Consider the following 25375-nt stretch of genomic DNA (forward strand, 5'->3'; position numbering starts at 1 on the left):
GACGGCGCGGCGGCTCAGCCCAGCCGCTTGGTGAGCGTGAACTCCGTGATCCCCGGGGGTAGTCGGGGATCACGCACACCACGTCGTAACCCTGCTTCGTGTAGAACCCCGGCGCCTGGAAGTCCCAGGTCTCCAGGCGGGCGGCGGTGCAGCCGCGCTCGGCGCGGGCGATGCGCTCCGCCTCCGCCAGCAGGCGGCTGCCGAGCCCCGCGCCGCGGTGGCGGGCGTCCACCCACAGGTAGGTGACGTGCAGCCAGGTCGTCCAGGTGTGGCCGGCCAGGCCGCCGGCCAGTCCGCCGGAGTCGTCCGACGCCCACACCTGCAGCGGCGCCTCGCGCTCACCGGGCGTGCCGCGCAGGGCCGCGAGGACGGGGGACGCCGCCGTGTTGGTCTCCAGCAGCCGGGAGCGGAGCAGCTCACGCCGGGTCTTGTCGACTTCCGCCTCAATTCGAAACATGCGGCACACCATAAACGCGCCCGGTGGCCAGTTCCGCGAAATTCCTCCCGCTCCCGGCCCCCGCCCGTACCCTGAGTCGCAGCGCGGTGGGTGACCGGTACCGATGGGGGACGCGACCGGCGGGTACGGCGCCAGCGGTGGGGGCGGCGGTGTCCGCGGCGGCAGCCGTGCGGTGCGCGTCCTTCCACGGATGCCGTGTCCGCGCGGGCCGCCGTTCTCCGGGCCGCCGGTACCCCTGCTCCGCGCGGAGCCCGGGGAAAGGGGTTTCGTGGTTCGCATCCGAGTCCTGGTCGTCGACGACCACCGCATCTTCGCCGAGTCCCTGGCCGCCGCGCTGGCCGCCGAGCCCGACGTCGACGTCTCCGCCGCCGGCAGCGGCCCGGCCGCGCTGCGCTGCCTGGAGCGGGCGGCCGGCGAGAACCGCCGCTACGACGTCCTGCTGGTCGACGCCGACCTGGGCGGCCGGCCGCCCGGCGGCCGCCCGGCGGCGCCCGGGCGGCAGGGCGGCGAGGAGGGCCCGGCCGACGGGATCTCCCTGCTCCCGGGCGTCCGCTCGGCCCATCCCGGGGTGCGGATCGTGGTCCTCGCCGAGCGGGACGACCCCCGGCGCGCGGCTGCCGCCCTGCAGGCCGGCGCGTGCGGCTGGGTCGCCAAGGACTGTTCGCTGTCGCGGCTGCTGACGGTGGTCCGGGGGGTGCTGAGGGAGGAGACCCACCTGCCGCCCGCCCTGCTCACCGGCGTCCTGCGGGAGCTGACGGCCACGCGCCGGCACCGCACCGAGAGCGAGCGGCTGGTGGAGTCGCTGACCCCGCGCGAGCGGGAGGTGCTGCGCTGCATGGTCGCGGGGCTGGGCCGCAAGGCCGTCGCCGAACACCTGTTCCTCTCGCCGCACACGGTGCGCACCCACATGCAGAACGTCCTCGGCAAGCTGGGCGTGCACTCGACGCTGGCCGCCGTGGCACTCGCGCGGCGGGCCGGGGTCGGCCCGGTGGACCTGGTGCGGTGACCGGAAGGGCCGCCCGCGCGCCCGGCCGGTCGCCGGGACCGGGACCCTTCGTCCGGATCCTGCCGGGCCCGGTGCCGCACCGCGCCCCCCGATCCGGCCCGGCCGAAGGACCCTAGCCGGGGATGTTGTCGAACGGGGCGGTCAGCCGGCGCAGCAGGCCGGCGAGTTCGCCGCGCTGGGCGCCGGACAGCTCGGCGAGGATCGCGCGCTCCTGCTCCAGCAGGCCCGCCAGCGCCTCGTCCGCCCGGTCCCGCCCGGTGTCGGTCAGCCGGACCAGTACACCGCGCCGGTCGTTCGGGTCGGGCAACCGCTCCACCAGGCCCTTCTTGGCGAGCCGGTCGATCCGGTTGGTCATCGTGCCCGAGGTGACCAGGGTCTGCGTCAGCAGCTGCCCGGGGAGAGCTGGTACGGCGTCCCCGCGCGCCTGAGCGCGGTCAGCACGTCGAACTCCCAGGGTTCGAGCTGGTGCTCGGCGAAGGCCAGCCGGCGCGCGCGGTCCAGGTGCCGGGCCAGCCTGCTCACCCGGCTGAGCACTTCGAGCGGTTCCACGTCGAGGTCCGGGCGCTCCCGGCGCCATGCTGCGACCAGCCGATCGACCTCGTCCTCCATGGGATCAGTGTAGTGGTTGTGTCGACATGAAGTCTCTTGACGCCGGTTATCTTGACATCGAGATAAATTGGCGGGGACAGTGGACGACATGACGACGCCCGCCTGGGACCCCGCCCAGTACCTCCGCCACGCCGGCCACCGCGCCCGCCCCTTCACCGACCTCCTCGCCCGCGTCCCCGCCCTCCCGGGCGACCCGCCCCGCATCGCCGACCTCGGCTGCGGAGCGGGCAACGTCACCGCCCTGCTCGCCGACCGCTGGCCCACCGCGCACATCACCGGCTACGACAACTCGCCCGAGATGCTGGACGAGGCCCACGCCGGCCACGAGGGGCCCACGGCGGGCGGCGGCCGTCTCGGCTTCGCCCCCGCCGACGCCCGCACCTGGACGCCCGGGCAGCCCTGCGACCTGATCGTCTCCAACGCCACCCTGCAGTGGGTGCCGGGCCACGCCGACCGCTTCCCCGACTGGATCGCCGCCCTGCGGCCCGGCGGCACCCTCGCCCTCCAGGTGCCCGACAACCTCGACGCCCCCCTGCACGCCCTGATGCGCGGCCTCGCGGCCGGTCCCCGCTGGCGGAGCCGCCTCGCCGGCGTGCCGCGCGCGACCGGCTCCGTCCACACCCCCGGCGCCTACCTGGACCGCCTGGCCCGCCTCGGCTGCGCGACCGACGTCTGGCGCACGACGTACTTCCACGTGCTGCCCGGCGAGGACCCGGTCCTGGACTGGGCCAAGGGCACCGGCCTGCGCCCCGTCCTGACCGCCCTCGCCGACGACCCCGAGGCCCGCGACGCGTTCCTCACCGAGTACCGGGACCTGCTGCGCGCGGCCTACCCGCCCGCCCCGTACGGCACGGTCCTGCCGTTCCGCCGGCTGTTCGCGGTGGCCGTGAAGCAGGGGTGAGCGAACGGGGCCCCAGGGCCCCGGAGCCGGTGGCCGGCGCGGGACCCGGCTAGCTCTTCCGGTGCCCGATCAGGCGCGGCTTCTGCTCCAGCCCGTCCAGGCCGTGCCACGCCAGGTTCACCAGGTGGGCCGCCACCTCCGCCTTCTTCGGCCGGCGCACGTCCAGCCACCACTGGCCGGTCAGCGCGACCATGCCGACCAGGGCCTGCGCGTACAGCGGGGCGAGCTTGGGGTCGAAGCCGCGGGACTTGAACTCCCGGCCCAGGATGTCCTCCACCTGGGTGGCGATGTCGGAGATCAGCGAGGCGAAGGACCCCGTGGACTGCGGGATGGGGGAGTCGCGGACCAGGATGCGGAAGCCGTCCGTGTACTCCTCGATGTAGTCGAGCAGCGCGAACGCCGCCTGCTCGCACAGTTCGCGGGGGTGCCCGGCGGTCAGCGAGCCGGTCACCATGTCCAGCAGGCAGCGCATCTCGCGGTCCACCACCACCGCGTACAGTCCCTCCTTGCCGCCGAAGTGCTCGTACACCACCGGCTTGGACACCCCGGCCTTCGCCGCGATCTCCTCCACCGAGGTGCCCTCGAAGCCCTTGGCCGCGAAGAGGACGCGACCGATCTCCAGCAGCTGCTGGCGGCGCTCGGCGCCGGTCATGCGGGTGCGACGCGCACGCCGCGGCTTGTCATTGCTCGGGGTGCTGCTGGAGTCGGTCGCCACGGCGTCAATCATGCCGCCTCGGCGCCCGCCCCCCGGTGCCGGGAACCGCCTTCCCCGGTGTCACGGCGCGAATCGATACGCGAGCGTGACGGCCAGCGCACGTCGTGCGCCCAGCCGAGCTGCTCGAACCAGCGGATGAACCGCGCGGAGGAGTCGAGCTGGCCGCGCATCACACCGTGGCGGGCCGAGGTCGGGTCGGCGTGGTGCAGGTTGTGCCAGGACTCGCCGCAGGACAGGACCGCCAGCCACCACACGTTGCCCGAACGGTCCCGGGACCTGAACGGGCGCTTGCCCACCGCGTGGCAGATCGAGTTGATCGACCACGTGACGTGGTGCAGCAACGCCACCCGGACGAGTGACCCCCAGAAGAACGCGGTGAACGCGCCCCACCACGACGCCGTCACCAGACCGCCGATCAGCGCGGGCAGCGCCAGCGAGACGGCCGTCCACAGGACGAACTGACGGGAGATCGTCCGGATCGCGGTGTCCTTGATCAGGTCGGGCGCGTACTTGTCCTGCGGGGTCTGCTCCTCGTCGAACAGCCAGCCGATGTGCGCCCACCACAGGCCCTTCATCAGCGCGGGCACCGTCTCCCCGAACCGCCACGGGGAGTGCGGGTCGCCCTCGGCGTCGGAGAACCTGTGGTGCCGGCGGTGGTCCGCCACCCAGCGCACCAGCGGTCCCTCGACCGCCATCGAACCCATGATCGCCAGCGCGATCCGCAGCGGCCGCGCCGCCTTGAAGGAGCCGTGGGTGAAGTACCGGTGGTACCCGATCGTCACGCCGTGGCAGGTGAGGAAGTAGAAGAAGACCAGCAGGCCCAGGTCGAGCCAGCTCACCCCCCAGCCCCAGGCCAGCGGCACGGCCGCCACCAGCGCCACGAACGGCACGGTGATGAACAGCAGCAGCGTGATCTGCTCGATGGAACGCTTCTGCTCACCGCCCAGCGTGGCCGAGGCGGAGGAGGTGCCGGTGGTCCTGCGGGCTTCGTCGATCAGGTCGGAACTCGAGGTCATGCGCGTCCCCTGTGGGGTCGAGGGTCTGGGCGGTGCCGGGCCGCGGGCCGTGGGGGTGGAGCTTTCATTCCTACGGTTCCGTAACCTACGGCATCGTAAGTATGGCAGCGCGTCGTCCGGCGGCAAGAGCCCGAGAGCCTGCGCGTCCGAGTGGACACCTATCCTTGGAGTCGGTCGGACAGCGCGGTCCGCTCTGACTTCCTTCCCGGACGTCCAGGCCCGTAAGCGGCACCGCCGCCAGACGGACGTGGTGCCCGGGTTCCCTCCCAGACGAGCTTCAACACTGCAAGGAGCCGCACCTGTGAGCAGTGCCGACGACCAGACCACCACGACCAGCAGCGCATTGCGCGCCGACATCCGTCGACTGGGTGACCTCCTGGGCGAGACCCTCGTACGGCAGGAAGGTCCCGAACTCCTCGACCTGGTCGAGAAGGTCCGCCGCCTCACCCGCGAGGACGGCGAGGCCGCCGCCGAACTGCTGCGCGGCACCGAACTGGAGACCGCCGCCAAGCTGGTCCGCGCCTTCTCCACCTACTTCCACCTGGCCAACGTCACCGAGCAGGTCCACCGGGGCCGCGAACTGCGCGCCAGACGCGCCGCCGAGGGCGGCCTGCTCGCCCGCACGGCCGACCGCCTCAAGGAGGCCGACCCCGAGCACCTGCAGCAGACCGTCCAGCACCTCAACGTCCGCCCCGTCTTCACCGCCCACCCCACCGAGGCCGCCCGCCGGTCGGTGCTGAACAAGCTCCGGCGCATCGCCGCCCTCCTGGACACCCCCGTCCTCGACTCCGACCGCCGCCGCCACGACGTCCGCCTCGCCGAGAACATCGACCTCGTCTGGCAGACCGACGAACTGCGCGTGGTCCGCCCCGAACCCGCCGACGAGGCCCGCAACGCCATCTACTACCTGGACGAACTGCACGCCGACGCCGTCGGCGACGTCCTGGAGGACCTCACCGCCGAACTGGAGCGCGTCGGCGTCACCCTGCCCGACGACGCCCGCCCGCTCACCTTCGGCACCTGGATCGGCGGCGACCGCGACGGCAACCCCAACGTCACCCCCCAGGTCACCTGGGACGTCCTCATCCTCCAGCACGAGCACGGCATCAACGACGCCCTGGAGATGATCGACGAACTGCGCGGCCTGCTCTCCAACTCCATCCGCTACACGGGCGCCACCGAGGAACTGCTGGAGTCCCTGCGGGCCGACCTCGAACGCCTGCCCGAGATCAGCCCCCGCTACAAGCGCCTCAACGCCGAGGAGCCCTACCGGCTCAAGGCCACCTGCGTCCGGCAGAAGCTGGAGAACACCAAGCAGCGCCTCGCCAAGGGCACCCCGCACCAGGACGGCCGCGACTACCTCGGCACCGCCGAACTCCTCGCCGACCTCAGGCTCATCCAGACCTCCCTGCGCGAACACCGCGGCGGCCTCTTCGCCGCCGGCCGCCTCAACCGCACCATCCGCACCCTGGCCGCCTTCGGCCTCCAGCTCGCCACCATGGACGTCCGCGAACACGCCGACGCCCACCACCACGCCCTCGGCCAGCTCTTCGACCGCCTCGGCGAGGAGTCCTGGCGCTACGCCGACATGCCCCGCGAGTACCGGGCCAAGCTCCTCGCCAAGGAACTGCGCTCCCGGCGGCCCCTCGCCCCCACCCCGGCCCCCGTCGACGCGGCCGGCGAGAAGACCCTCGGCGTCTTCCAGACCGTCAAGCGCGCCCTGGAGGTCTTCGGCCCCGAGGTCGTCGAGTCCTACATCATCTCCATGTGCCAGGGCGCCGACGACGTCTTCGCCGCCGCCGTCCTCGCCCGCGAGGCCGGCCTCGTCGACCTGCACGCCGGCTGGGCCAGGATCGGCATCGTGCCGCTGCTGGAGACCACCGACGAACTGCGCGCCGCCGACACCATCCTGGAGGACATGCTCTCCGACCCCTCCTACCGGCGCCTGGTCGCCCTGCGCGGCGACGTCCAGGAGGTCATGCTCGGCTACTCCGACTCCTCCAAGTTCGGCGGCATCACCACCAGCCAGTGGGAGATCCATCGCGCCCAGCGCCGCCTGCGCGACGTCGCCCACCGCTACGGCGTCCGCCTGCGCCTCTTCCACGGCCGCGGCGGCACCGTCGGCCGCGGCGGCGGCCCCTCCCACGACGCCATCCTCGCCCAGCCCTGGGGCACCCTAGAGGGCGAGATCAAGGTCACCGAGCAGGGCGAGGTCATCTCCGACAAGTACCTCATCCCCTCCCTCGCCCGGGAGAACCTCGAACTGACCGTCGCCGCCACCCTGCAGGCCTCCGCCCTGCACACCGCGCCCCGCCAGTCCGACGAGGCACTCGCCCGCTGGGACGCGGCCATGGACATCGTCTCCGACGCCGCCCACGCCGCCTACCGCCGCCTGGTCGAGGACCCCGACCTGCCCGCCTACTTCTTCGCCTCCACCCCCGTCGACCAGCTCGCCGACCTCCACCTCGGCTCCCGGCCCTCCCGCCGGCCCGACTCCGGCGCCGGCCTCGACGGCCTGCGCGCCATCCCGTGGGTGTTCGGCTGGACCCAGTCCCGGCAGATCGTCCCTGGCTGGTTCGGCGTCGGCTCCGGCCTGAAGGCACTGCGCGAGGCCGGCCTGGACACCGTGCTCGACGAGATGCGCGAACAGTGGCACTTCTTCCGCAACTTCATCTCCAACGTCGAGATGACGCTCGCCAAGACCGACCTGCGGATCGCCGGCCACTACGTCGACACCCTCGTCCCCGACGAACTCAGGCACGTCTTCGACACCATCAGGGCCGAGCACGAGCTGACCGTCCGCGAGGTCCTCCGGATCACCGGCGAGGACGAACTCCTGGCCGCCCAGCCGGTGCTGAAGCAGACCTTCGCCATCCGCGACGCCTACCTGGACCCCATCTCCTACCTCCAGGTCACCCTGCTCAAGCGCCAGCGCGACGCCGCCGCGGCGGGCACCTCCCCCGACCCGCTGCTCGCCCGCGCCCTGCTCCTCACCGTCAACGGCGTGGCCGCCGGCCTGCGCAACACCGGCTGACCCGCCCGCGGCACACGCGTGCCCCCGGGGACCGCACGGTCCCCGGGGGCACGCTCCTCCCGCCACCCGGCCGCCCCGGCACACCGGCAGCGCCCCGCACCCCCGCGGAAACCGTCGCCGGTGGCGCCGCGCCCGACCCGGCCGGCACCCGCGCCGGCCGCCCGCGACCGCCACCGCGGCCGGCGGCAGCGCCCCGCCGGACGGCACCCGGACGCACCGGACGCCGTCCGGTCCCGGCCGGACCGTCCTCAGCGCACCGCGCCCGCGCCCCCCGGCCCGCACCACGTGCCGCGCGGCCCCCCAAGGCCCCCGCACACCGGCGACGTCCCCCGGCTCACGAGTTGTACGAATCCTGCGCCCGCTGGAGCCCCTCGACCACCAGGCACTCCACCGCGTCCGCCGCCCGGTCCACGAAGTAGTCCAGCTCCTTGCGCTCCGCCGACGAGAAGTCCTTCAGCACGAAGTCCGCCACCTGCATCCGCCCCGGCGGCCGGCCGATCCCGAACCGCACCCGGTGGTAGTCCGCCCCCATCGCCTTCGTCATCGACTTCAGGCCGTTGTGCCCGTTGTCGCCGCCGCCCAGCTTCAGCCGCAGCGTGCCGTAGTCGATGTCCAGTTCGTCGTGGACCGCGACGACCTGTGCCAGGGGCACCTTGTAGAAGTCCCGCAGCGCGTTCACCGGACCGCCGGAGAGGTTCATGTACGACATCGGCTTGGCCAGGACCACCCGCCGGTTCGCCGGCCCCACCGGACCGATCCGCCCCTCCAGCACCTGCGCCTGCGCCTTGCCCGCCCGCTTGAACCTCCCCCCGATCCGCTCCGCGAGCAGATCCGCCACCATGAAGCCGACGTTGTGCCGGTTCATGGCGTACTCCGGCCCCGGATTGCCGAGCCCGACGACGAGCCAGGGGGCGTTTGCAGGGGTGGTCACGTCCATGTCTCCTTGAATGCGCGCCAGCCGCCACCCCCACCGGGGGCAGCGGCTGACCGGATGGTGACGGCGGGATCAGGCCTCGGCGCCCTCGGACTCCTCGCCCCCGGTGGACTCCTCGGCCTGCGAGGCCAGGACCTGCAGGACGACCGTGTCCTCCTCGACGGCCAGCGTGGTGCCGGACGGGAGCGGGATGTCCTTGGCGAGGATGGAGGCGCCGGCCTCCAGGCCCTCGACGGAGACGGTGACCGACTCGGGGATGTGCGTGGCCTCGGTCTCGACGGGCAGCGCGTTCAGCACGTGCTCCAGCAGGTTGCCGCCCGGTGCCAGCTCGCCCTCGGTGTGGACGAAGATCTCGACCGTGACCTTCTCGCCGCGCTTGACCAGCTGCAGGTCGACGTGCTCCAGGAAGCCCTTCAGCGGGTCGCGCTGCACGGCCTTCGGGATCGCCAGCTCGTTCGACTCGCCGTCGATGTCGAGCGCGATCAGGACGTTCGGCGTACGCAGCGCCAGCAGCAGGTCGTGACCCGGCAGGGTCAGGTGCAGCGGGTCGGCACCGTGGCCGTACAGCACGCCGGGAACCTTGTTGTCACGGCGGATGCGGCGGGCGGCGCCCTTGCCGAACTCGGTGCGCGTCTGGGCGCTGAGCTTGACCTCGGACATGTCGATCACTCCTCGGAACGGGAACGGACGTGGTCACCCGGCCACGAACGGCCTGCTACGAAGAGCGCGTCGATAACGGACCACCGTGACCGCGTACGTTCGCGTACACGAGTACGGCCTCCCTCGCCGAGCAACTGCAGCAGTCTACTCGGAGAAGGAGGCCGTACCCAAAAGGATCTTCGGCTAGCGCCGGCGCGGGGGGTGCGGAAACCTCACTGCTCGTCGAAGAGGCTCGTCACCGAGCCGTCCTCGAACACCTCGCGCACCGCACTCGCGATCGTCGGGGCGATCGACAGCACCGTGATCTTGTCCAGGTCCGCACCCAGCTCACCCGGCGTCGGCAGCGTGTTGGTGAAGATGAACTCGCTCACCCGCGAGTTCTTCAGCCGGTCCGCCGCCGGACCCGACAGCACGCCGTGCGTGGCCGTCACGATCACGTCCTCGGCACCGTGCGCGAACAGGGCGTCCGCCGCCGCGCAGATCGTCCCGCCCGTGTCGATCATGTCGTCCACCAGGACGCACACGCGCCCCTCGACCTCGCCCACGACCTCGTGGACGGTCACCTGGTTCGCCACGTCCTTGTCGCGCCGCTTGTGCACGATCGCCAGCGGCGCACCGAGCCGGTCGCACCACCGGTCCGCCACCCGCACCCGGCCCGCGTCCGGCGACACCACCGTCAGCTTGCTCCGGTCCACCTTGCGGCCCACGTAGTCCGCCAGCAGCGGCAACGCGAACAGGTGGTCGACCGGCCCGTCGAAGAAGCCCTGGATCTGGTCCGTGTGCAGGTCCACGGTCAGGAGCCGGTCCGCACCCGCCGTCTTCATCAGGTCCGCGATCAGCCGCGCCGAAATCGGTTCACGGCCCCGGTGCTTCTTGTCCTGCCGCGCGTAACCGTAGAACGGCACGATCACCGTGATCGAACGCGCCGACGCACGTTTCAGCGCGTCGATCATGATCAACTGCTCCATGATCCACTTGTTGATCGGAGCCGTGTGGCTCTGGATCAGGAAGCAGTCCGCACCGCGCGCCGACTCCTGGTACCGCACGTAGATCTCACCATTGGCGAAATCGAAGGCCTTCGTCGGGACGACCCCGACACCCAGCTGCTGGGCGACCTCCTCGGCAAGCTCGGGGTGGGCGCGGCCGGAGAAGAACATCAGTTTCTTCTCGCCGGTCGTCTTGATCCCGGTCACAGCACTGTCTCCTAGAGGTGTCTCAGCCAGCCGGCTGTTCGAGCGACCTCTCGGCTGGGCAGGAGAGGCCGTATCAGCTGGTAGGGGTGCGGGTTGTGCACTTATCACGGTACGCCGTGTTTGGCGCACCCGTTTCCGGTCAGTCCTCGCCCTCGCCCTTCCGGGACGCCGCCTCGGCCGCCCTCGCGGCCGGGCTCCCCGGACGCTTGCGAGCCACCCAGCCCTCGATATTCCGCTGCTGACCGCGGGCCACGGCCAGTGAACCGGGCGGCACGTCCTTCGTGATCACGGACCCGGCGGCGGTGTACGCACCGTCCCCGACCGTGACAGGAGCCACAAACATGTTGTCCGAACCCGTACGGCAATGCGACCCCACCGTCGTGTGGTGCTTGCTCTCCCCGTCGTAGTTCACGAACACGCTCGCCGCGCCGATGTTCGTGAACTCGCCGATCGTCGCATCACCGACGTACGACAGGTGCGGAACCTTCGTCCCCTCACCGAGCGAGGCGTTCTTCGTCTCCACGTACGTGCCGACCTTCGCCCCCGCACCGAGCCGGGTACCGGGACGCAGGTACGCGTACGGACCCACCGACGCCCGCGCACCGATCCGCGCACCCTCCGAGACCGTGTTGTCCACCCGCGCCCCCGCGCCCACCCGGGTGTCCCCCAGCCGGCTGTTCGGCCCGACCTCCGCACCCTCGCCGACATGCGTCGACCCGGTGAGCAGCGTGTTCGGATGCACGACGGCGTCCTGCTCGAAGGTGACGCCCACGTCCACCCACGTCGTCGCCGGATCCACCACCGTCACACCGTCCAGCATGGCGCGCGTGAGCAGCCGCTCGTTGAGGGTGCGACGGGCCTCGGCCAACTGCACCCGGTTGTTGATCCCCGCGATCTCCCGGTGGTCGGCCGCCACCGACGCCCCCACCCGGTGCCCGGCCTCCCGCAGGATCCCGAGCACGTCCGTCAGGTACTCCTCGCCCTGGCTGTTGTCCGTCCGCAGCTTCTTCAGCGCGTCCGCGAGCAACTGGCCGTCGAACGCGAACACCCCGCTGTTGATCTCCCGGATCGCCCGCTCGGCCTCGGAGGCGTCCTTGTGCTCCACGATCGCGGTGACCGCGCCGGTCGCCCCGTCCCGGACGATGCGGCCGTACCCGGTGGCGTCCGGGACCTCCGCCGTCAGCACGGTCACCGCGTTGCCGCCGCCGTGGTGCGCGGCGACGAGCCGTGCGAGGGTGTCCCCGGTCAGCAGGGGGGTGTCCCCGCAGACCACGACCACCGTGCCGTCCACGGCCCCGCCCAGTTCCTCCAGGCCCATCCGCACGGCGTGCCCCGTACCGTTCTGCTCCTCCTGCACGGCCGTCCGGACGTCCGGGTCGATCCCGGTCAGGTGCGCGGCGACCCGCTCACGGGCGTGGCCCACGACGACGACCAGGTGCGCGGGGTCCAATTCGCGGGAGGCGGCCAGCACGTGGCCGACCAGGGAACGGCCGCAGATCTCGTGCAGGACCTTGGGTGTGGCCGATTTCATACGGGTGCCCTCACCCGCTGCGAGAACGACGACGGCTGCCGGGCGAATGGCGCTCACGGGGTTGCCCTTCGGCTCTGGATGGGTGGGGGTGACAGCCGCAGGATACCGGGGTGGGTCGGGGGCGACATGAGAGCGGGCCCTGACGGTGCTGTCAGGGCCCACCTTCGCTCGGGCTCCCGGGGAAGGATTCGAACCTCCATAAGCGACACCAAAAGACGCTGTCCTGCCCTTAGACGACCCGGGATCGCCCCTATGTCCGGTTCGACGCATCGCCCGGAAGGACAGCCCCTACTATGCCGTACCAGGCACCTTCGACGCGACGGTACAGATCCGCTCCTCGCCGTACCTCGATGCCGAGGCACCCCCGGTACGACTCCCCCGTGTTCTTGCGCACCGTCTTCGGCCCGTACCGCTTGAGAACCGTCCTGCCCAGGTCCGACCTCTCCCTACCGACGAGGTCGGCCCAATGGCGCTCGGCGGCCGCGACGTCCGCGGAGTCGTGGATCACCACCCGGCAGTGCAGCCGGTCGCGCCCCACTCCGAGCAGGTCCAGCCAGGCGAGGAAGACGCCGATCACTCCCGGGTCGCTGTTGACGAACTCCACGCTCTGCCGGCGGGCGTGCGGCTTGTCCTTCGTCCCCTCCGCCCAGTAGAGGGCGACACCCGCGAGGTACGGCTCGCGGTCGGACAGCGCGCCGACGGCCTCGGCCGCCGCCTGCTTCGCCGCCCGGCGCTCCTGGTCGCGTGCGGCGTGCAGTCGCGCGAGTCCGGCGTTCATCCGCGCCTGCCGTTCCTCCGGCGTGCACGTGGGCTCCGGCCGGGGCAGGTCCCGTACCCAGAGGGAGACGGAACTCTTCGAACACCCCAGCTCCGCCCGGATGCGGTCGTACGTCCAGCCCTGGAGCCGCAGCGCGCGGGCCCTCTCCCGCAGGTCGTCCTTCGCGCGGGGGCGCTTCGTCCACTCCGGCGGCGCTTCCCCCTTCACCAGACGGCTCAGGACGTCCTTGTCGCGGACCCCCAACTCGTCCCCGATCCGCCGGAGGCCGTGACCCCCGCGGCGCAGCGCGACCGCCCGCTCGCGCAGGCCTTCGAAGTCCGCGTACTTGCCCGATGAAGGTGTCATGGGCATACGGTCCGGGCGGAACGGCCCGTTCCGGTGTCGAACGCACAAGGTTCGCTTGTTCGGGGGGTTCCGGTGCGTTCCGACGGTGTTCGGCCGGGAGACGTGGTTCGGGCGGGCGGGCGGAAGTCACCGGAAAAGGCGCGGTGGGCGATCGTAGGCTGGGGGCATGACCACGACGGGGGAAGCCCATGCCGCGGCCCTGACCGGCCCGTGGTGGTGGGAGCGGTGGCGCGGTGCGGCGCTCGACGGGAGCCTCGCGCTGGTGTCCGCCGTGGAGTGCGGTGCGGAGGGGATTCCGTTCGCCCGGGACGCGGGGGTCCCGGTGGCGGTGGGGATCGTGTTCGGGCTGGTCACCGGTTCGGTGCTGCTCGTGCGCCGGAGGTGGCCGGTCGCCGTGGTGCTGGTCGCGATCGCGATCACGCCGGCCCAGATGGGTTTCCTGATGGGCATCGTCGGCCTGTACACGCTGGCGGCGTGCGAGTTGCCGCGGCGGATCATCGTGGCGCTGGCGGGGATGTCGTTACTGGGCACGATGATCGTGACGTTCGTGCGCGTGCGGCAGGACATGGCCCGGGGCGACCTGACGCTCGGCGACTGGTTCGTTCCGTTCGCGTCCATCACGACGTCGCTGGGGTTGACGGCGCCGCCGCTGCTGCTGGGTCTGTACGTGGGCGCGCGGCGCCGGCTGATGGAGAGCCTGCGGGAGCGGGCGGACAGCCTGGAGCGGGAGCTGCAGTTGCTCGCGGAGCGGGCCGAGGAGCGGGCCGAGTGGGCGCGCAACGAGGAACGGACGCGGATCGCGCGGGAGATGCACGACGTCGTCGCGCACCGGGTGAGCCTGATGGTGGTGCACGCGGCCGCGCTGCAGGCGGTGGCCCGCAAGGACCCCGAGAAGGCGGTGCGCAACGCGGCGCTCGTGGGGGACATGGGGCGGCAGGCGCTGACCGAGTTGCGGGAGATGCTGGGGGTGCTGCGGGCGGGGGAGGGTGCGGGCCGGCGTGCCGCGCCGGTTCCGTTGGTGGCCGTGGGGGCGGCGGCTGCGCAGGCGGCGTCCCGGGCGGCCGGTGGGGAGGCGGCCCCGGACGGGCCGAGCCTGTCGGAGCTGGGGGAGCTGATCGGGCAGTCGGCCGCCGCGGGTATGGCGGTCGACCTGTCGGTGGAGGGGGAGGTGCGTTCGTACGCGGCGGAGGTGGAGCAGACGGCGTACCGGGTGGTGCAGGAGGCGCTGACGAACGTGCACAAGCACGCGGCGGGTGCGAAGACGTACGTGCGGCTGGCGCACCGGGGGGTGGAGATCGCGATGCAGGTGGAGAACGAGCCGCCGCCGGAGCCCGCGTCGGCGTCGGCGGCGCGCCTGCCGTCGGGCGGCAACGGCCTGGTGGGCATGCGGGAGCGGGTGCTGGCGCTGGGCGGGGTGTTCGTGTCGGGGCCGACGGACGCGGGGGGTTTCCGGGTGTCGGCGGTGATTCCGGCGTCGTAGGGCGGGGGTTGGGCCCGGGGTCCCGGCGGGGCCGCGAGGGGCTTCGGCGGCTCGGGGCGGGGGCTCGGGGCGGGGGAGGTTCCTCCCGGGTGCGCCGGCCGGCGGTGCGTGCGGTCCGGCGGTGGCGTGTCCGGCCCGGTGGCGTGTCCCGGCCCCGCGGCGGCCCGCGGCGGTGTGTGCCGTCAGGCGGTGGTGAGGCGGGCGGGGGTGATGCCGGTGACGAGGGTGGTGAGGGCGCGGTCGATGTCGGCGCCCAGGTACCAGTCGCCGGTGTGGTCGAGGGCGTAGACGCGGCCCTCGGTGTCGATGGCGAGGACGGCCGCGGTGTCGGTCTCCGCGCCGAGGGGGCTGACTTCGGTGCCGAGGGCGCGGCCGAGGTCGCCGAGGGTGCGGGCGAGGTGGAGACCGTGCATCGGGTCGAGGTGGAGGGCGGTGGGGGCGATCTGGCGGCCGGGGCCGGTGGGGACGACGTGCAGGCCGCCGAACTCGGCCCAGGCCTCGACGGCGGCGGGGAACACGGCGTGGCGGTGTCCGGCGGGTGAGGTGTGCGCGCGCAGGGTGTCGGCCCAGATCTCCGCCTGTCCGATGTCCCAGCGTCCGGGTTGCCAGCCGGCGGTGCGCAGGGCGGCGTCGACGGGTACGGAGAAGCGCGTGGTGGAGGTGCGGTCGGGGTGCATCGGCTCTTCGTTCGTCGTGCGTGCGGGTGGTGCGCGGTCCCGGCGGGGCTAGCCGTCGGCCGGGGCCGGGTCGACGATGCGGACGCCGAAGTGGGCGCTGAGGGCCGTGCAGGCGCGGCAGGGGGCGGCGAAGCTGCCGTGCAGGGGGTCGCCGTCCTCCCGGATGCGGCGGGCGGTGAGTTTGGCGTGCTTGAGGGCTTTGCGTGCTTCGCCGTTGGTCATGGGCTTGCGGGCGGCGCGTTTGCTGCGGGCGGCGTCGGCGGCGGTGATGTGCCGGGAGATGAGGATGGTCTCGGCGCAGCGGCCGGTGAAGCGGTCGCGCTGGCCGCTGGTGAGGGTGTCGAGGAAGTCCTGGACGAGGGGGTGCAGGGGCGGGGGCTGGTCGCCGCGGGCGGCGGTGCCGGTGAGGGTGGCGCCGCGGACGGAGAGGGCGGCGGCGGCGGTGGGCAGGATGCCGTCGCGGCGGTGCAGGAGGGTCGGGACGGGTGCGGCGGCGGTGTCGCTCCAGCCGACGCGGGGGTCGCCGGCCCGCACGTCGCCGCCTCCGGTCTGCACGGCATTCATGATCGTCTTCCCCTCTCGGGCATCCCCCCGAAGGACACAGACTGCCAAATGCCGTGGCCGGTGGGAAAGCTGGGGCGGTGCGACACGCCCGGGCATGGGTGTTCGGTCACGGTGGGGTGACGGCATGTCACGGGGGCGGGCCGGTGCTGCTCCCCGGGGGTCCGGTGCCGCTGGCAGGGTGCGGGAGGCGGGCCGGTGACCGGGATGGGCGTACCGCATAGGCTGTCGGCATCCGCGATCGACACCGCCGTTCAGGCCAGAGAGAACGCCGCAGGGGGCTACCGCCATGACGACAGGCCGGCTCGGGCAGCAGGCCCCGCCGCCGAACGCGGCTTATGCCGGGCAGGTCGTGCACTTCCCGGATCCGGTCCGGGCGGCACGTCACCCGAGAGGAGTACGGGTCGACGAGCGGGGCTACCCCGATTTCTCGCCGTACGCGCGCGCGGCGGCGGAGGTCGCCGAGCCGCCGGAGGGCTTCGGCGTGGACGAGCTGCGGCTGACGGACTACGTGTCGGCGAACGCGGCGCTGGCTGCGGCCGGGCACGAGTTGTGGGACACGGTGCCGGACGTGGCGACGCCGCACGGCTGGACGTGGCACCACGTGGCCGGTTCGCGGCGGCTGGAGCTGGTCCCGGTGGAGGTGAAGGCGCTGCTGCGGCATCACGGCGGGGTGGCGACGGCCCGGGTGGACCAGGGCAAGCGGGGGACGCGGCCGTTGCAGGAGCCGCGTCCGGCGCACTTCGGGCTGCCCAAGTCGGGTGTGGCGGTGACGGAGTCGCAGGTGCAGGGCGTCGAGGAGGACCTGGGGTACCGGCTGCCGGGCGCCTACCGTTCGTTCCTGAAGGCGGCGGGCGGTTGCGCGCCGGTGGGCGCCGCGCTGGACGCCGGGCTGGGGCTGCTGCTGGACCAGCCGTTCTTCACGGTGCGGGACGAGGCGGCGGTCAACGACCTGGTGTACGTCAACAAGTGCCTGCGCGACCACCTGACGAAGGATTACCTGGGGGTGACCTTCGTGCAGGGCGGTCTGCTCGCGGTGAAGGTGAGGGGCGAGCGGACCGGTTCGGTGTGGTTCTGCGCGTACGACGACGTGCGGGACGTCGATCCGTCGTGGTCGCCGGCGGAGCGGGTGGAGCGGTTGCTGCTGCCGTGCGGTGAGGACTTCGACGTCTTCCTGTCGCGGCTGGCCGGCGATCCGCCGGAGTTGGAGACGGTGGCGAACCTGATGGTGGACGGCGGTTTCGCGCGTCCGGTCGCGGTGTCCTCGGCGCCGGTGGGGGAGTGAGCTTTCAGCGATGGTGACGTTCGCGCAGGCGCAGGAGCGCGCCGAGGAGTGGATCAACGGGGATGTCCCGGTGTACCAGCACCGTGAGGTGCGGGTGCGGGAGTTCGACCTGGGCTTCGTGGTGTGGGGCGAGGACCGTGCCGGGGGTCCGCGGTCGGACGCGGGCGGGCAGCGGCTGGTGATCGCCCGGGACAGCGGGGAGGCAACGCTGTGGCCGGCGCTGCCGGTGGGTGAGGTGATCCGCCGGTACGAGGAGCAGTACGGCCGTGGTGACGGCGTCGGGGACGCGGTGCCGGCGCCGGCCGCCGTCCGGGCCGACCTGAACCAGACGTCGTTCCTGCTGAGTCCTCCGGAGTGGTTGCAGGAGGCGGCGGACAGGATGGGGATACCGGACCGGCGGACGCAGGGGGGTGCCGCCGGGGCGGGGGCTCCCGCGTCCGGGCCCGGGGGTGCTTCCGGCGCCTTCGCGGGTGCGGCGGGGGGCCCGGACGACGAGGTGCCCGGGGCCGCGGGCGCCGGGGCCGGTACGGGTGCGGGTGCGCCCGGGGGTGCCCCGGGCGGTGCGGCCGCGGGGGGTTCCGGTGCGCGTGCGGATTCCGGTGGGGGCGCGGGTGCGCCTTCGGCGGACTCCGGTGCGGGTGGCGGGTCGGACGCCGCCGGCGGGGCCTTCGCCGGGGGCGGGGGGCTCGCGCGGCCGCGGGCCGGGGTGCCCGCGGGCGCGGCGGACTCCGGGTCCGGCGCGCCGGGGACCGGGGGCGCGGGTGCGGCCGGTGGTTCCGGCAGCGGCGCGTCATGGCCCGCGGCCGGGGCGGGCGGCGCCGGGGTGCCGGGCGCGGGGGCCCCTTCCGGGGCGACGCCGTGGGCCGGTACGGACACCAACGCGGAGGCGGGCGAGGACCGTTCGGTGCCGCTGCCCGCGACGGTGTTCGCGCCGCCGCTGGGTGACGCGGACGGCGGGGCCGCGGGGCCGCCGCTGGTTTCCCCGGAGGCGAAGACGGCGTTGCTGAAGGGGGGCAGCGGGCTGCCGCGCACGGCGGTCGCGCCGGTGCTCGGCTCCCCGGACGGACGCGGCACGCAGGACGGGACGCCGGGTGCGCCGCAGGGCAGTACGCCTCCGCCGCCGGGCGCCGTCCCGGGTGCGCCGCAGGCTCCCGCCGGTCCCGGACGGCCGCCGGAGCCGGACGCCGGGGACATCGCCGACGCCGCGACGAGCAGGGCCGCACCGCCGTCGCGCAGGCCGCGCGGCGGGCCCGGCGTGCCGCCTCCGCCTCCGCCGCCGGGCGCCCCCGGTGTCCCGGGCGGCGCGCCCGCGGGCGGGTACGTCCCGACGCAGCTCGTGTCGGCCGTCGGCCCCGAGGGATCCGGGGCGGTCGGGGCGTCCGGGGTTTCCGAGGGCGGCCCGGCGGGCGCGGCGCAGGCGCCGGGCGTGCCGAAGGCTCCGGGTGCTCCCACCCCGCCCGGTGCGCCGGGTGCGCAGGGCGGCACGCCGGCGGGCGGGGTGCACCACGCGGCCACGATGCTGGCCGACCCGGGCCGGGCGGGAGGGACCGTGCCGCAGCCTCCCGGCACCCCGCAGCCCCCGGCTGCTCCGGGCGTTCCGGGTGCCCCGGGCGCGGCGGGCGGCTCCGGCACGCCCACCCCGCCCGGCGTCCCGGCGGCTCCGGGTGCTCCCGGCGCTCCGGGCGGTGCCCGGGGTGCCGTGCACCACGCGGAGACCGTGCTGGCCGCACCGCCCGTGGGCGGCCCGGCCGCGCCCGCGCCGCCGCCCGCGCCGGGCGCTCCCGGCATGCCTCCGGGCGCTCCCTGGCCGGTGCCGCCCGGCGCCATGCCGCCGCCCGGCATGATGCCGCCCCCCGGTGCGGTGCCGCCCGGCATGATGCCGCCGCCCAACGCCGTGCCCCCCGGTGTCATGCCGCCCCCGGGTGCCATGCCCCCGTCCCCGCCCGGTGCCATGCCCCCGCCCGGCGCCCCCCTGCCCGGTCGGCCCGGCCTTCCCCCCGCCTACGGGTATCCGCAGCAGGGGCAGCCGACCGTGGGCCCGGGGTATCAGGCCGTGCTGCGGTACCGGGCGCAGGACGGGTCGGAGCAGCAGCTGATCCGGCGCTCGGCGCCGGGCACGCCGCACCCCGAGTGGCAGATCTTCCACGAGCTGCGCGCGCTGAACGTGCCGCCGGACCAGGTACTGGAGCTGCACACGGAGCTGGAGCCGTGCGAGCTGCCGGGCGCCTACTGCGCGCGGATGATCCGGGAGCAGTGGCCGCAGGCGCGGCTGGCGAGCATCGCGCCGTACGGCACGGACCACGCGAGCCGGCAGCAGGGCATGCAGCAGTTGCTGGCGCACCAGGGTGAGCTGCACCAGGTGGCGGACGGCCCCGCGCGTCCCGCGCCGGTGCGCGCGCCGTTGCCGCCGGTGCAGGTCGCGCCGCCGATTCCGCCGGAGGGCGTGGCGCAGGAGCTGGCGGCGGCGTTCGGGCCGGGCGTCTTCCGGTTCGAGCATCCGGCGGTGTCCCGGCAGGGCGTGCCGCCGATCGTGGCGCACACGCTGGTGGTGGCCGGGCTGCCGCTGGACATGGGCCCGTTCTTCTGGGCGCAGGCGCAGCCGGGCCGTCCGGTGCCGACGCTGGCGGAGCTGGCGGTCGAGCGCGGGGTGCGGCCGGCGCCGGACGCGGGGTCGTACCTGGTGATGGGGACGGACTTCGGCCGGGCGATCTGCGTGCAGTACGGCACGGCGAGCATCGTGGCCGTTCCGGTGGAGGCGGGGCCGGGCGGTGCGCCGGTGCCGCCGCAGTTCGTGAACACCGGGCTGCCGGAGTTCACGCGCTGCCTGGCGCTGCTGGGCCGGATGTGGCGGTTGCGCTACGGCCTGAACCAGGAGCAGGCGGGCCGCTGGACGGTCGACTTCCAGGCGCAGTTGGCCTCCCTGGACCCGGCGGCGCTCGGTTCGCCGGAGACCTGGTGGTCGGTGCTGCTGGAACAGATGTGGGACGGCCTGCTCTAGCGGCGACCGCTCCGGCCGAGGCCCCCGGCCCCTCCCGTACGCCCCGTGCCCTCCACACGCCCGTGTGGAGGGCACGGGGCGTTGTGCCGCGGATGTCGGCCGCAGGGTGTCTGCGGAGTGTCGCGGCATGAACACTTGTGCCCGATCCATCAGGATATGCACGAAATCATTCTGTCGTGTATGTCCGGTGGAGAGGGGTTTTCAGGTGAGCAGCGCATCGATGACGCCGCACGGCTTCGTGACCGTCCGGGGGCGCGGCTACCGCCCCGACCAGGTGGACGCGTACGTGGCGGCGCTGTCCGACGACCGGGACGCCGCGTGGGAGCGGGCCGCGCGGCTGACCGTCCTGGCCAAGGACATGCGGGCGGAGGCCGCGCGGCTGGGCGAGGTCGTCGCCGGCCTCCCCCCGCAGACGTACGAGGCGCTGGGGGAGGGGGCGCGGCAGCTGTTCCAGTTCGTGCTGGACGAGGCGGCGGACGTCCGCGACCGTGCGCGGCGCGCGGCGCAGGAGGAGGCCGTGCGGGCCGGGGAGTACGCCGAGAGCGCGCACCGCGCGGCGCGGGAGGCCGCGGACGCGCTCCGCGCGGAGGCGGAGGAGTACGCCCGGCAGCGGCTTGACGCGGCGCGCGCGGAGGCCGAGGACCTCCGCAAGGACGCCCGGCGCGACGTGCGGGCGTGGCGCGGCGAGGCGCTGGCCGCGCTGCGCGAGGCGCGGCAGCGCACCGCCGGCCTGCCCGCCGAGCAGGCCGGCAGGCACGCCGGGCGGTGGGCGGCGGCCGGGCGCGAGGAGGCCGCACGGGCGGCCGCGTTCGACGCGTGGCAGGCCGAGCGGGTGGCCGGTGCCGAGGCCGCGCTGTCGGAGGCGAAACGGGCGCTCGGGCAGGCCGAGGAGGCCGCGCACCGTTGCCAGGAGGAGGCGCGCGCGCGGGCCGCCGGGATCGTCGCGGAGGCCCGGGCGCGCGCGGAGCACATCGCCCGGGAGACGGAGCGGCTGCTGCGCGAGCACGGGGAGGCCTGGGACGACGTCCAGGCGCAGATGGACTCCGCGCGCAGCCGCCTGATCTCGCTGACGGGCCGGACGGCCTGGGAGTAGGGGCCGGGCGGGCGCGCGCGCCGGCGGGACCCGGCCGCGGCGGGCGCGCGTACGGCCTCCCGCCCCGTCGTGCCCCCGCCCCGCCCGCAGCGGTGCGGTCCGGATCCCGGCCGGGGTCCCGCCTGCTCCCCGTGATCGGGAGGCGGCACCGCGCCGCCTCCCGGTCACAGTGCGCCGAACGCCGGGCCGGCGGCCGTGAACCGTGCCCCTTGCACCCATCCGCCGGTGCCGGCCGGCCGCGCGGGCCGGGAGCCGGCCCCGGCGTGCCGGGAGGGTGGACGCTCCCCGGATCGCGGGGCGGAGCCGACCCCGAGGAACGCTCCGTCCGGGGGTGGAGAACCCCTAGGGGCCCTCTCCCGCCGGGGCCCGGGAAGGGGTCGTCCCCGCGGAGGACGAGAGGGACCCGGGGCCGTCCCTAACCTGGTTCCACGCCACCGGGGGGCGGCCGGCCCAACCGGCGGGGGTGGGGTTTTCCCCCGGCAAGAGGGGGCTTCGCACCAGCGCGCGGCACCCCCTCCTCCCGTGAGACTCGGCGCCGTACCCGAGGACGTACCCGGGCGACGCACCGGCCCCGCCGGGACGCGACCGCGAACCTCTTGACCGACTTAGGAGACATACCGTGACATCGGCTGTGAGCATCCCCAGGCACGGGGGCACTGGAGGGCGTACGGCCGTTGCCGCGCGGGCACGACAGGTCGTGAAGGCCTACGGAGCCGGGGAGACCCGCGTCGTCGCCCTCGACCACGTCGACGTGGACATCGCCCGCGGCCGGTTCACCGCGATCATGGGTCCCTCGGGGTCCGGCAAGTCCACGCTGATGCACTGCCTCGCCGGACTCGACACCGTCACGAGCGGTCGGATCCACCTGGACGACACCGAGATAACGGGGCTGAAGGACAGGAAGCTCACCCAGCTGCGCCGGGACCGGATCGGTTTCGTCTTCCAGGCGTTCAACCTGCTGCCCACGCTGAACGCGCTGGAGAACATCACGCTGCCCATGGACATCGCCGGCCGCAAGCCGGACCGGGCCTGGCTGGACCGGGTCGTGGAGACCGTCGGGCTCGCCGGGCGGCTCGAGCACCGGCCCGCCCAGCTCTCCGGCGGCCAGCAGCAGCGCGTCGCCGTGGCCCGCGCGCTCGCCGCCCGCCCCGAGATCGTCTTCGGTGACGAGCCGACCGGAAACCTCGACTCCCGCGCGGGGGCGGAGGTGCTCGGCTTCCTGCGCCGCTCGGTGGACGAACTGGGCCAGACCATCGTCGTCGTCACCCACGACCCGGTGGCCGCCTCCTACGCGGACCGCGTGCTCTACCTCGCCGACGGCCGGATCGTCGACGAGATGCACCGGCCGACGGCCAACCAGGTCCTGGACCGGATGAAGGACTTCGACGCCCGGGGACGCACGTCATGACCGTCCTGAAGACCTCGATGCGCAACTTCTTCGCGCACAAGGGCCGCATGGCCCTCTCGGCGATCGCGGTCCTGCTGTCGGTGGGGTTCGTCAGCGGCACGCTGGTGTTCACCGACACCATGAACACCACCTTCGACAAGCTCTTCCAGGCGACGTCCTCCGACGTGACGGTCAGCGCCGGGAGCGCCTCCGACAGCGGTGAGACGACCTCGCGCACCGGCAAGCCGCCGGTCATGCCCGCCTCGGTGCTCGACGAGGTGCGCAGGGCGCGGGGCGTGCGGTCGGCCGAGGGCACGGTGTCCTCCTCGGCGGCGACCGTCGTCGACGCCGACAAGGACGGCCTCTCGCCCAGCAGCGGCTCACCGACCATCGTCGGCAGCTGGAACCGCAACGACGCCCGCACCATGAAGATCACCTCCGGTACGGCGCCGAAGGGGCCCGGCCAGATCGTGGTCGACGCGGACACCGCCGGCAAGCACCACCTGGGGCTCGGCGACCGGATCGGCGTGATCACCGCGGTCGGCACGCACACCGCCCGGGTCTCCGGCATCGCCACCTTCACCGCCACCAACCCCGGCGCGGCGATCTTCTACCTGGACACCCGCACCGCCCGGCGGGTCCTCGTCGGCAGGACCGGCGTCTACACCGGCGTCAACGTCACGGCGGCGCAGGGCGTGAGCGACGCCCGGCTGAAGGAGAACGTCACCGCCGAACTCGGCGGCGCCTACAAGGTGCGCACCGCCAAGGAGGTCGCCGACGCCAACCAGAAGGAGGTCGAGAGCTTCCTGAGCGTGATGGAGTACGCGATGCTCGGCTTCGCCGGGATCGCCTTCCTCGTCGGCATCTTCCTGATCATCAACACCTTCTCCATGCTGGTCGCCCAGCGCACCCGCGAGATCGGCCTGATGCGGGCCATCGGCTCCTCCCGCGGGCAGGTCAACCGCTCGGTGCTGACCGAGGCGCTGCTGCTGGGCGTGTGCGGGTCGGTGCTCGGCGTCGGCGCGGGCGTCGGCATCGCGGTCGGCCTGATGAAGCTCATGGGCACCATGGGCATGCACCTGTCCACCGACGACCTGACGGTCGCCTGGACGACCCCGGTGGTCGGCCTGCTCCTCGGAGTCGTGGTCACCGCCCTGGCCGCCTGCCTGCCCGCCCGGCGGGCCGGCAAGGTCTCCCCGATGGCCGCGCTGCGCGACGCGGGCGCCCCGGCCGACGCCCGGGTCGGCCGGGTGCGCGCCCTGCTGGGCACCCTCCTCACCGGTGCCGGCGGCCTGAGCCTGTACGCGGCCGCCGCCGCCGACCGGGCCAAGGACGGCTCCCTGTGGCTGGGCCTGGGGGTCGTGGCGACCCTGATCGGCTTCGTCGTGATCGGCCCGCTGCTCGCCGGCGTCGTGGTGCGCGTGCTCGGCGCCGTGCTGCTGCGGGTCTTCGGCCCCGTCGGGCGGATGGCCGAGCGCAACGCCCTGCGCAACCCGCGCCGCACCGGCGCCACGGGCGCGGCCCTGATGATCGGCCTCGCGCTGGTCGCCTGCCTGTCGGTGGTCGGCTCGTCCATGGTGGCCTCCGCCACCGAGCAGCTCGACAAGACCGTCGGCACCGACTTCATCATCCAGAACGACAACGGCGGCCCCCTCACCCCGCAGGCGGTGCGGGCCGTGAAGGCGACGGCGGGGCTGGAGCGGGTCACGGAGTACAGGACGGCCCTCGCCGACTGCACCACCCCCGACGGCCGCACGCTCAGGGACACGGACATCACGGCGGCCGACCCGACCTACGCGACCGACCTGCGCAAGAAGACCGTCGCCGGCGACCTCGAGGACGCCTACCTGCCGGACTCCATGTCCGTCCACGAGGAGTTCGCCAAGGCCCACGGCATCCACCTCGGCTCCAGGATCACCGTGGCGTTCAGGGGCGGCTCCACCGCCCACCTGACGGTCCGTGCGATCACCAGCAGCGACGAGGTGATCGACCAGGGGGCCAAGTACACCTCCATCGCCACGCTCGCCACGTACGTGCCGGCCGCCAGGATGCCGCTCGACCGGCTGGTCTTCGCCACCGCCGAGGAAGGGCGGCAGGCGGCCGCCTACAAGGCGCTCAAGGCGGCCCTGCACGACTACCCGCAGTACACCGTGCGCGACCAGACCGACTACAAGAAGGCCCTCAAGGACCAGATCGGCCAGCTGCTGAACATGATCTACGGCCTGCTGGCGCTCGCGATCATCGTCGCGATCCTCGGCGTGGTGAACACGCTGGCCCTGTCGGTGGTCGAGCGTACCCGCGAGATCGGCCTGATGCGGGCGATCGGGCTCTCCCGCCGCCAACTGCGCCGCATGATCCGCCTGGAGTCCGTGGTGATCGCCGTCTTCGGCGCCCTGCTCGGCCTCGGCCTCGGCATGGGCTGGGGCGCGACCGCCCAGAAGCTCCTCGCCCTGGAAGGCCTGAACGTCCTGGAGATCCCCTGGCCGACGATCACCGGGGTCTTCCTCGGCTCGGCCGTGGTGGGCCTCCTCGCCGCCCTGGTCCCGGCGTTCCGCGCGGGCCGGATGAACGTGCTGAACGCGATCGCGACGGAATAGCGGCGCGGCGCACGGGCCGCGCGGACCGGCGGCCGCGGTGCACGGGGGAGACGGGGGAGACGGGAGAGACGGGGATGAGGAGGACACGGGGGACACGGGGCGGAGCCCGGTGCGGGGG

At 73.8% G+C, this 25375-nt stretch carries 18 protein-coding genes, 1 tRNA gene and 2 pseudogenes; 9 read left to right on the forward strand and 12 right to left on the reverse strand.

All coding sequences use genetic code 11. The annotated features are described in order from the left end of the window. Positions 1–14 precede the first annotated feature (14 nt). Positions 15–469 (reverse strand): annotated as a pseudogene (locus QQY24_RS18630) (GNAT family N-acetyltransferase). 256 nt (positions 470–725) lie between these two features. Between QQY24_RS18630 and QQY24_RS18635 the strand changes: the two are divergent. Next, positions 726–1463 (forward strand): response regulator transcription factor, encoded by a 738-nt coding sequence (locus QQY24_RS18635; RefSeq protein ID WP_301973823.1) that lies wholly within the window; start codon positions 726–728, stop codon positions 1461–1463. A 112-nt stretch (positions 1464–1575) separates the two neighbouring features. Here QQY24_RS18635 and QQY24_RS18640 read toward each other — a convergent pair. Next, a pseudogene (locus QQY24_RS18640) lies at positions 1576–2072 on the reverse strand (MarR family winged helix-turn-helix transcriptional regulator). A gap of 88 nt (positions 2073–2160) precedes the next feature. Between QQY24_RS18640 and QQY24_RS18645 the strand changes: the two are divergent. Further along, positions 2161–2973 carry a trans-aconitate 2-methyltransferase gene (locus QQY24_RS18645; RefSeq protein ID WP_301973824.1) on the forward strand — a complete coding sequence of 271 codons (813 nt, stop codon included), beginning with the start codon at positions 2161–2163 and terminating at the stop codon, positions 2971–2973. 49 nt (positions 2974–3022) lie between these two features. On the opposite strand, the gene QQY24_RS18650 is transcribed toward QQY24_RS18645, so the two are convergent. Beyond that, positions 3023–3700 carry a TetR/AcrR family transcriptional regulator gene (locus QQY24_RS18650; protein WP_301973825.1) on the reverse strand — a complete coding sequence of 226 codons (678 nt, stop codon included), beginning with the start codon at positions 3698–3700 and terminating at the stop codon, positions 3023–3025. Continuing rightward, entirely contained in the window at positions 3697–4704 is a 1008-nt protein-coding gene (locus QQY24_RS18655; protein ID WP_301973826.1) for an acyl-CoA desaturase, read from the reverse strand. Before QQY24_RS18655 ends, QQY24_RS18650 begins: the two co-directional genes overlap by 4 nt. 301 nt (positions 4705–5005) lie before the next feature. Here QQY24_RS18655 and ppc point away from each other — a divergent pair, with 301 nt between their 5' ends. Further along, entirely contained in the window at positions 5006–7738 is a 2733-nt protein-coding gene (ppc, locus tag QQY24_RS18660) for a phosphoenolpyruvate carboxylase (protein WP_301973827.1), read from the forward strand. A 334-nt stretch (positions 7739–8072) separates the two neighbouring features. On the opposite strand, the gene pth is transcribed toward ppc, so the two are convergent. From pth to QQY24_RS18690, 6 genes are all read right to left on the reverse strand, one after another. After that, entirely contained in the window at positions 8073–8675 is a 603-nt protein-coding gene (pth, locus tag QQY24_RS18665; protein ID WP_301973828.1) for an aminoacyl-tRNA hydrolase, read from the reverse strand. A gap of 69 nt (positions 8676–8744) precedes the next feature. After that, a complete protein-coding gene (locus QQY24_RS18670) occupies positions 8745–9332 on the reverse strand; it encodes a 50S ribosomal protein L25/general stress protein Ctc (RefSeq protein ID WP_301973829.1) in 588 nt (195 codons plus the stop codon). 212 nt (positions 9333–9544) lie between these two features. Then, positions 9545–10525, reverse strand: a complete 981-nt coding sequence (locus QQY24_RS18675) for a ribose-phosphate diphosphokinase (protein ID WP_301973830.1) — start codon at positions 10523–10525, stop codon at positions 9545–9547. 139 nt (positions 10526–10664) lie between these two features. Beyond that, entirely contained in the window at positions 10665–12113 is a 1449-nt protein-coding gene (gene glmU, locus QQY24_RS18680; RefSeq protein WP_301973831.1) for a bifunctional UDP-N-acetylglucosamine diphosphorylase/glucosamine-1-phosphate N-acetyltransferase GlmU, read from the reverse strand. Positions 12114–12229: 116 nt separating this feature from the next. Next, positions 12230–12300: transfer RNA gene (locus tag QQY24_RS18685), tRNA-Gln, on the reverse strand. Between the two features lie 6 nt (positions 12301–12306). After that, a complete protein-coding gene (locus QQY24_RS18690) occupies positions 12307–13179 on the reverse strand; it encodes a helix-turn-helix domain-containing protein (RefSeq protein ID WP_301973832.1) in 873 nt (290 codons plus the stop codon). Positions 13180–13345: 166 nt separating this feature from the next. Between QQY24_RS18690 and QQY24_RS18695 the strand changes: the two genes are divergently transcribed. Continuing rightward, complete coding sequence (locus QQY24_RS18695) at positions 13346–14659, forward strand: sensor histidine kinase (protein WP_301973833.1); 1314 nt, start codon at positions 13346–13348, stop codon at positions 14657–14659. Positions 14660–14841: 182 nt separating this feature from the next. Here the strand turns inward: QQY24_RS18695 and QQY24_RS18700 are convergent, their stop codons facing one another. Both QQY24_RS18700 and QQY24_RS18705 read right to left on the reverse strand, forming a co-directional pair. Then, the gene (locus QQY24_RS18700; RefSeq protein WP_301973834.1) at positions 14842–15336 is read right to left on the reverse strand and encodes an SUKH-3 domain-containing protein; all 495 of its coding nucleotides are present in this window, start codon (positions 15334–15336) and stop codon (positions 14842–14844) included. Between the two features lie 48 nt (positions 15337–15384). After that, complete coding sequence (locus QQY24_RS18705) at positions 15385–15900, reverse strand: YwqJ-related putative deaminase (RefSeq protein WP_301973835.1); 516 nt, start codon at positions 15898–15900, stop codon at positions 15385–15387. 286 nt (positions 15901–16186) lie between these two features. On the opposite strand from QQY24_RS18705, the gene QQY24_RS18710 reads away from it, so the two are divergent. The 5 genes from QQY24_RS18710 (at position 16187) to QQY24_RS18730 (ending at position 25257) form a co-directional block, all read left to right on the forward strand. Beyond that, the gene (locus QQY24_RS18710; protein ID WP_301973836.1) at positions 16187–17182 is read left to right on the forward strand and encodes an SMI1/KNR4 family protein; all 996 of its coding nucleotides are present in this window, start codon (positions 16187–16189) and stop codon (positions 17180–17182) included. 10 nt (positions 17183–17192) lie between these two features. Continuing rightward, on the forward strand, positions 17193–20180 hold the full coding sequence (locus QQY24_RS18715) for an SUKH-4 family immunity protein (RefSeq protein WP_301973837.1): 2988 nt from the start codon (positions 17193–17195) through the stop codon (positions 20178–20180). A 205-nt stretch (positions 20181–20385) separates the two neighbouring features. Further along, the gene (locus tag QQY24_RS18720) at positions 20386–21273 is read left to right on the forward strand and encodes a cellulose-binding protein (protein ID WP_301973838.1); all 888 of its coding nucleotides are present in this window, start codon (positions 20386–20388) and stop codon (positions 21271–21273) included. A 619-nt stretch (positions 21274–21892) separates the two neighbouring features. Then, positions 21893–22681 (forward strand): ABC transporter ATP-binding protein, encoded by a 789-nt coding sequence (locus tag QQY24_RS18725; protein ID WP_301973839.1) that lies wholly within the window; start codon positions 21893–21895, stop codon positions 22679–22681. Next, complete coding sequence (locus tag QQY24_RS18730; protein ID WP_301973840.1) at positions 22678–25257, forward strand: ABC transporter permease; 2580 nt, start codon at positions 22678–22680, stop codon at positions 25255–25257. Before QQY24_RS18725 ends, QQY24_RS18730 begins: the two co-directional genes overlap by 4 nt. The last annotated feature ends 118 nt before the right edge of the window (positions 25258–25375 follow it).

The sequence above is a fragment of the Streptomyces sp. TG1A-8 genome, assembly GCF_030499535.1.
GTDB lineage: Bacteria > Actinomycetota > Actinomycetes > Streptomycetales > Streptomycetaceae > Streptomyces.

What these genes read in the sequence shown, in the direction of transcription:
- QQY24_RS18645 (WP_301973824.1), top strand. Translation starts at nt 2,161, where the DNA reads ATGACGACGCCCGCCTGGGACCCCGCCCAGTACCTCCGCCACGCCGGC.
- QQY24_RS18650 (WP_301973825.1), bottom strand. Translation starts at nt 3,700, where the DNA reads ATGATTGACGCCGTGGCGACCGACTCCAGCAGCACCCCGAGCAATGAC.
- QQY24_RS18655 (WP_301973826.1), bottom strand. Translation starts at nt 4,704, where the DNA reads ATGACCTCGAGTTCCGACCTGATCGACGAAGCCCGCAGGACCACCGGC.
- pth (WP_301973828.1), bottom strand. Translation starts at nt 8,675, where the DNA reads ATGGACGTGACCACCCCTGCAAACGCCCCCTGGCTCGTCGTCGGGCTC.
- QQY24_RS18670 (WP_301973829.1), bottom strand. Translation starts at nt 9,332, where the DNA reads ATGTCCGAGGTCAAGCTCAGCGCCCAGACGCGCACCGAGTTCGGCAAG.
- QQY24_RS18690 (WP_301973832.1), bottom strand. Translation starts at nt 13,179, where the DNA reads ATGACACCTTCATCGGGCAAGTACGCGGACTTCGAAGGCCTGCGCGAG.
- QQY24_RS18695 (WP_301973833.1), top strand. Translation starts at nt 13,346, where the DNA reads ATGACCACGACGGGGGAAGCCCATGCCGCGGCCCTGACCGGCCCGTGG.
- QQY24_RS18700 (WP_301973834.1), bottom strand. Translation starts at nt 15,336, where the DNA reads ATGCACCCCGACCGCACCTCCACCACGCGCTTCTCCGTACCCGTCGAC.
- QQY24_RS18705 (WP_301973835.1), bottom strand. Translation starts at nt 15,900, where the DNA reads ATGAATGCCGTGCAGACCGGAGGCGGCGACGTGCGGGCCGGCGACCCC.
- QQY24_RS18710 (WP_301973836.1), top strand. Translation starts at nt 16,187, where the DNA reads ATGACGACAGGCCGGCTCGGGCAGCAGGCCCCGCCGCCGAACGCGGCT.
- QQY24_RS18715 (WP_301973837.1), top strand. Translation starts at nt 17,193, where the DNA reads ATGGTGACGTTCGCGCAGGCGCAGGAGCGCGCCGAGGAGTGGATCAAC.
- QQY24_RS18730 (WP_301973840.1), top strand. Translation starts at nt 22,678, where the DNA reads ATGACCGTCCTGAAGACCTCGATGCGCAACTTCTTCGCGCACAAGGGC.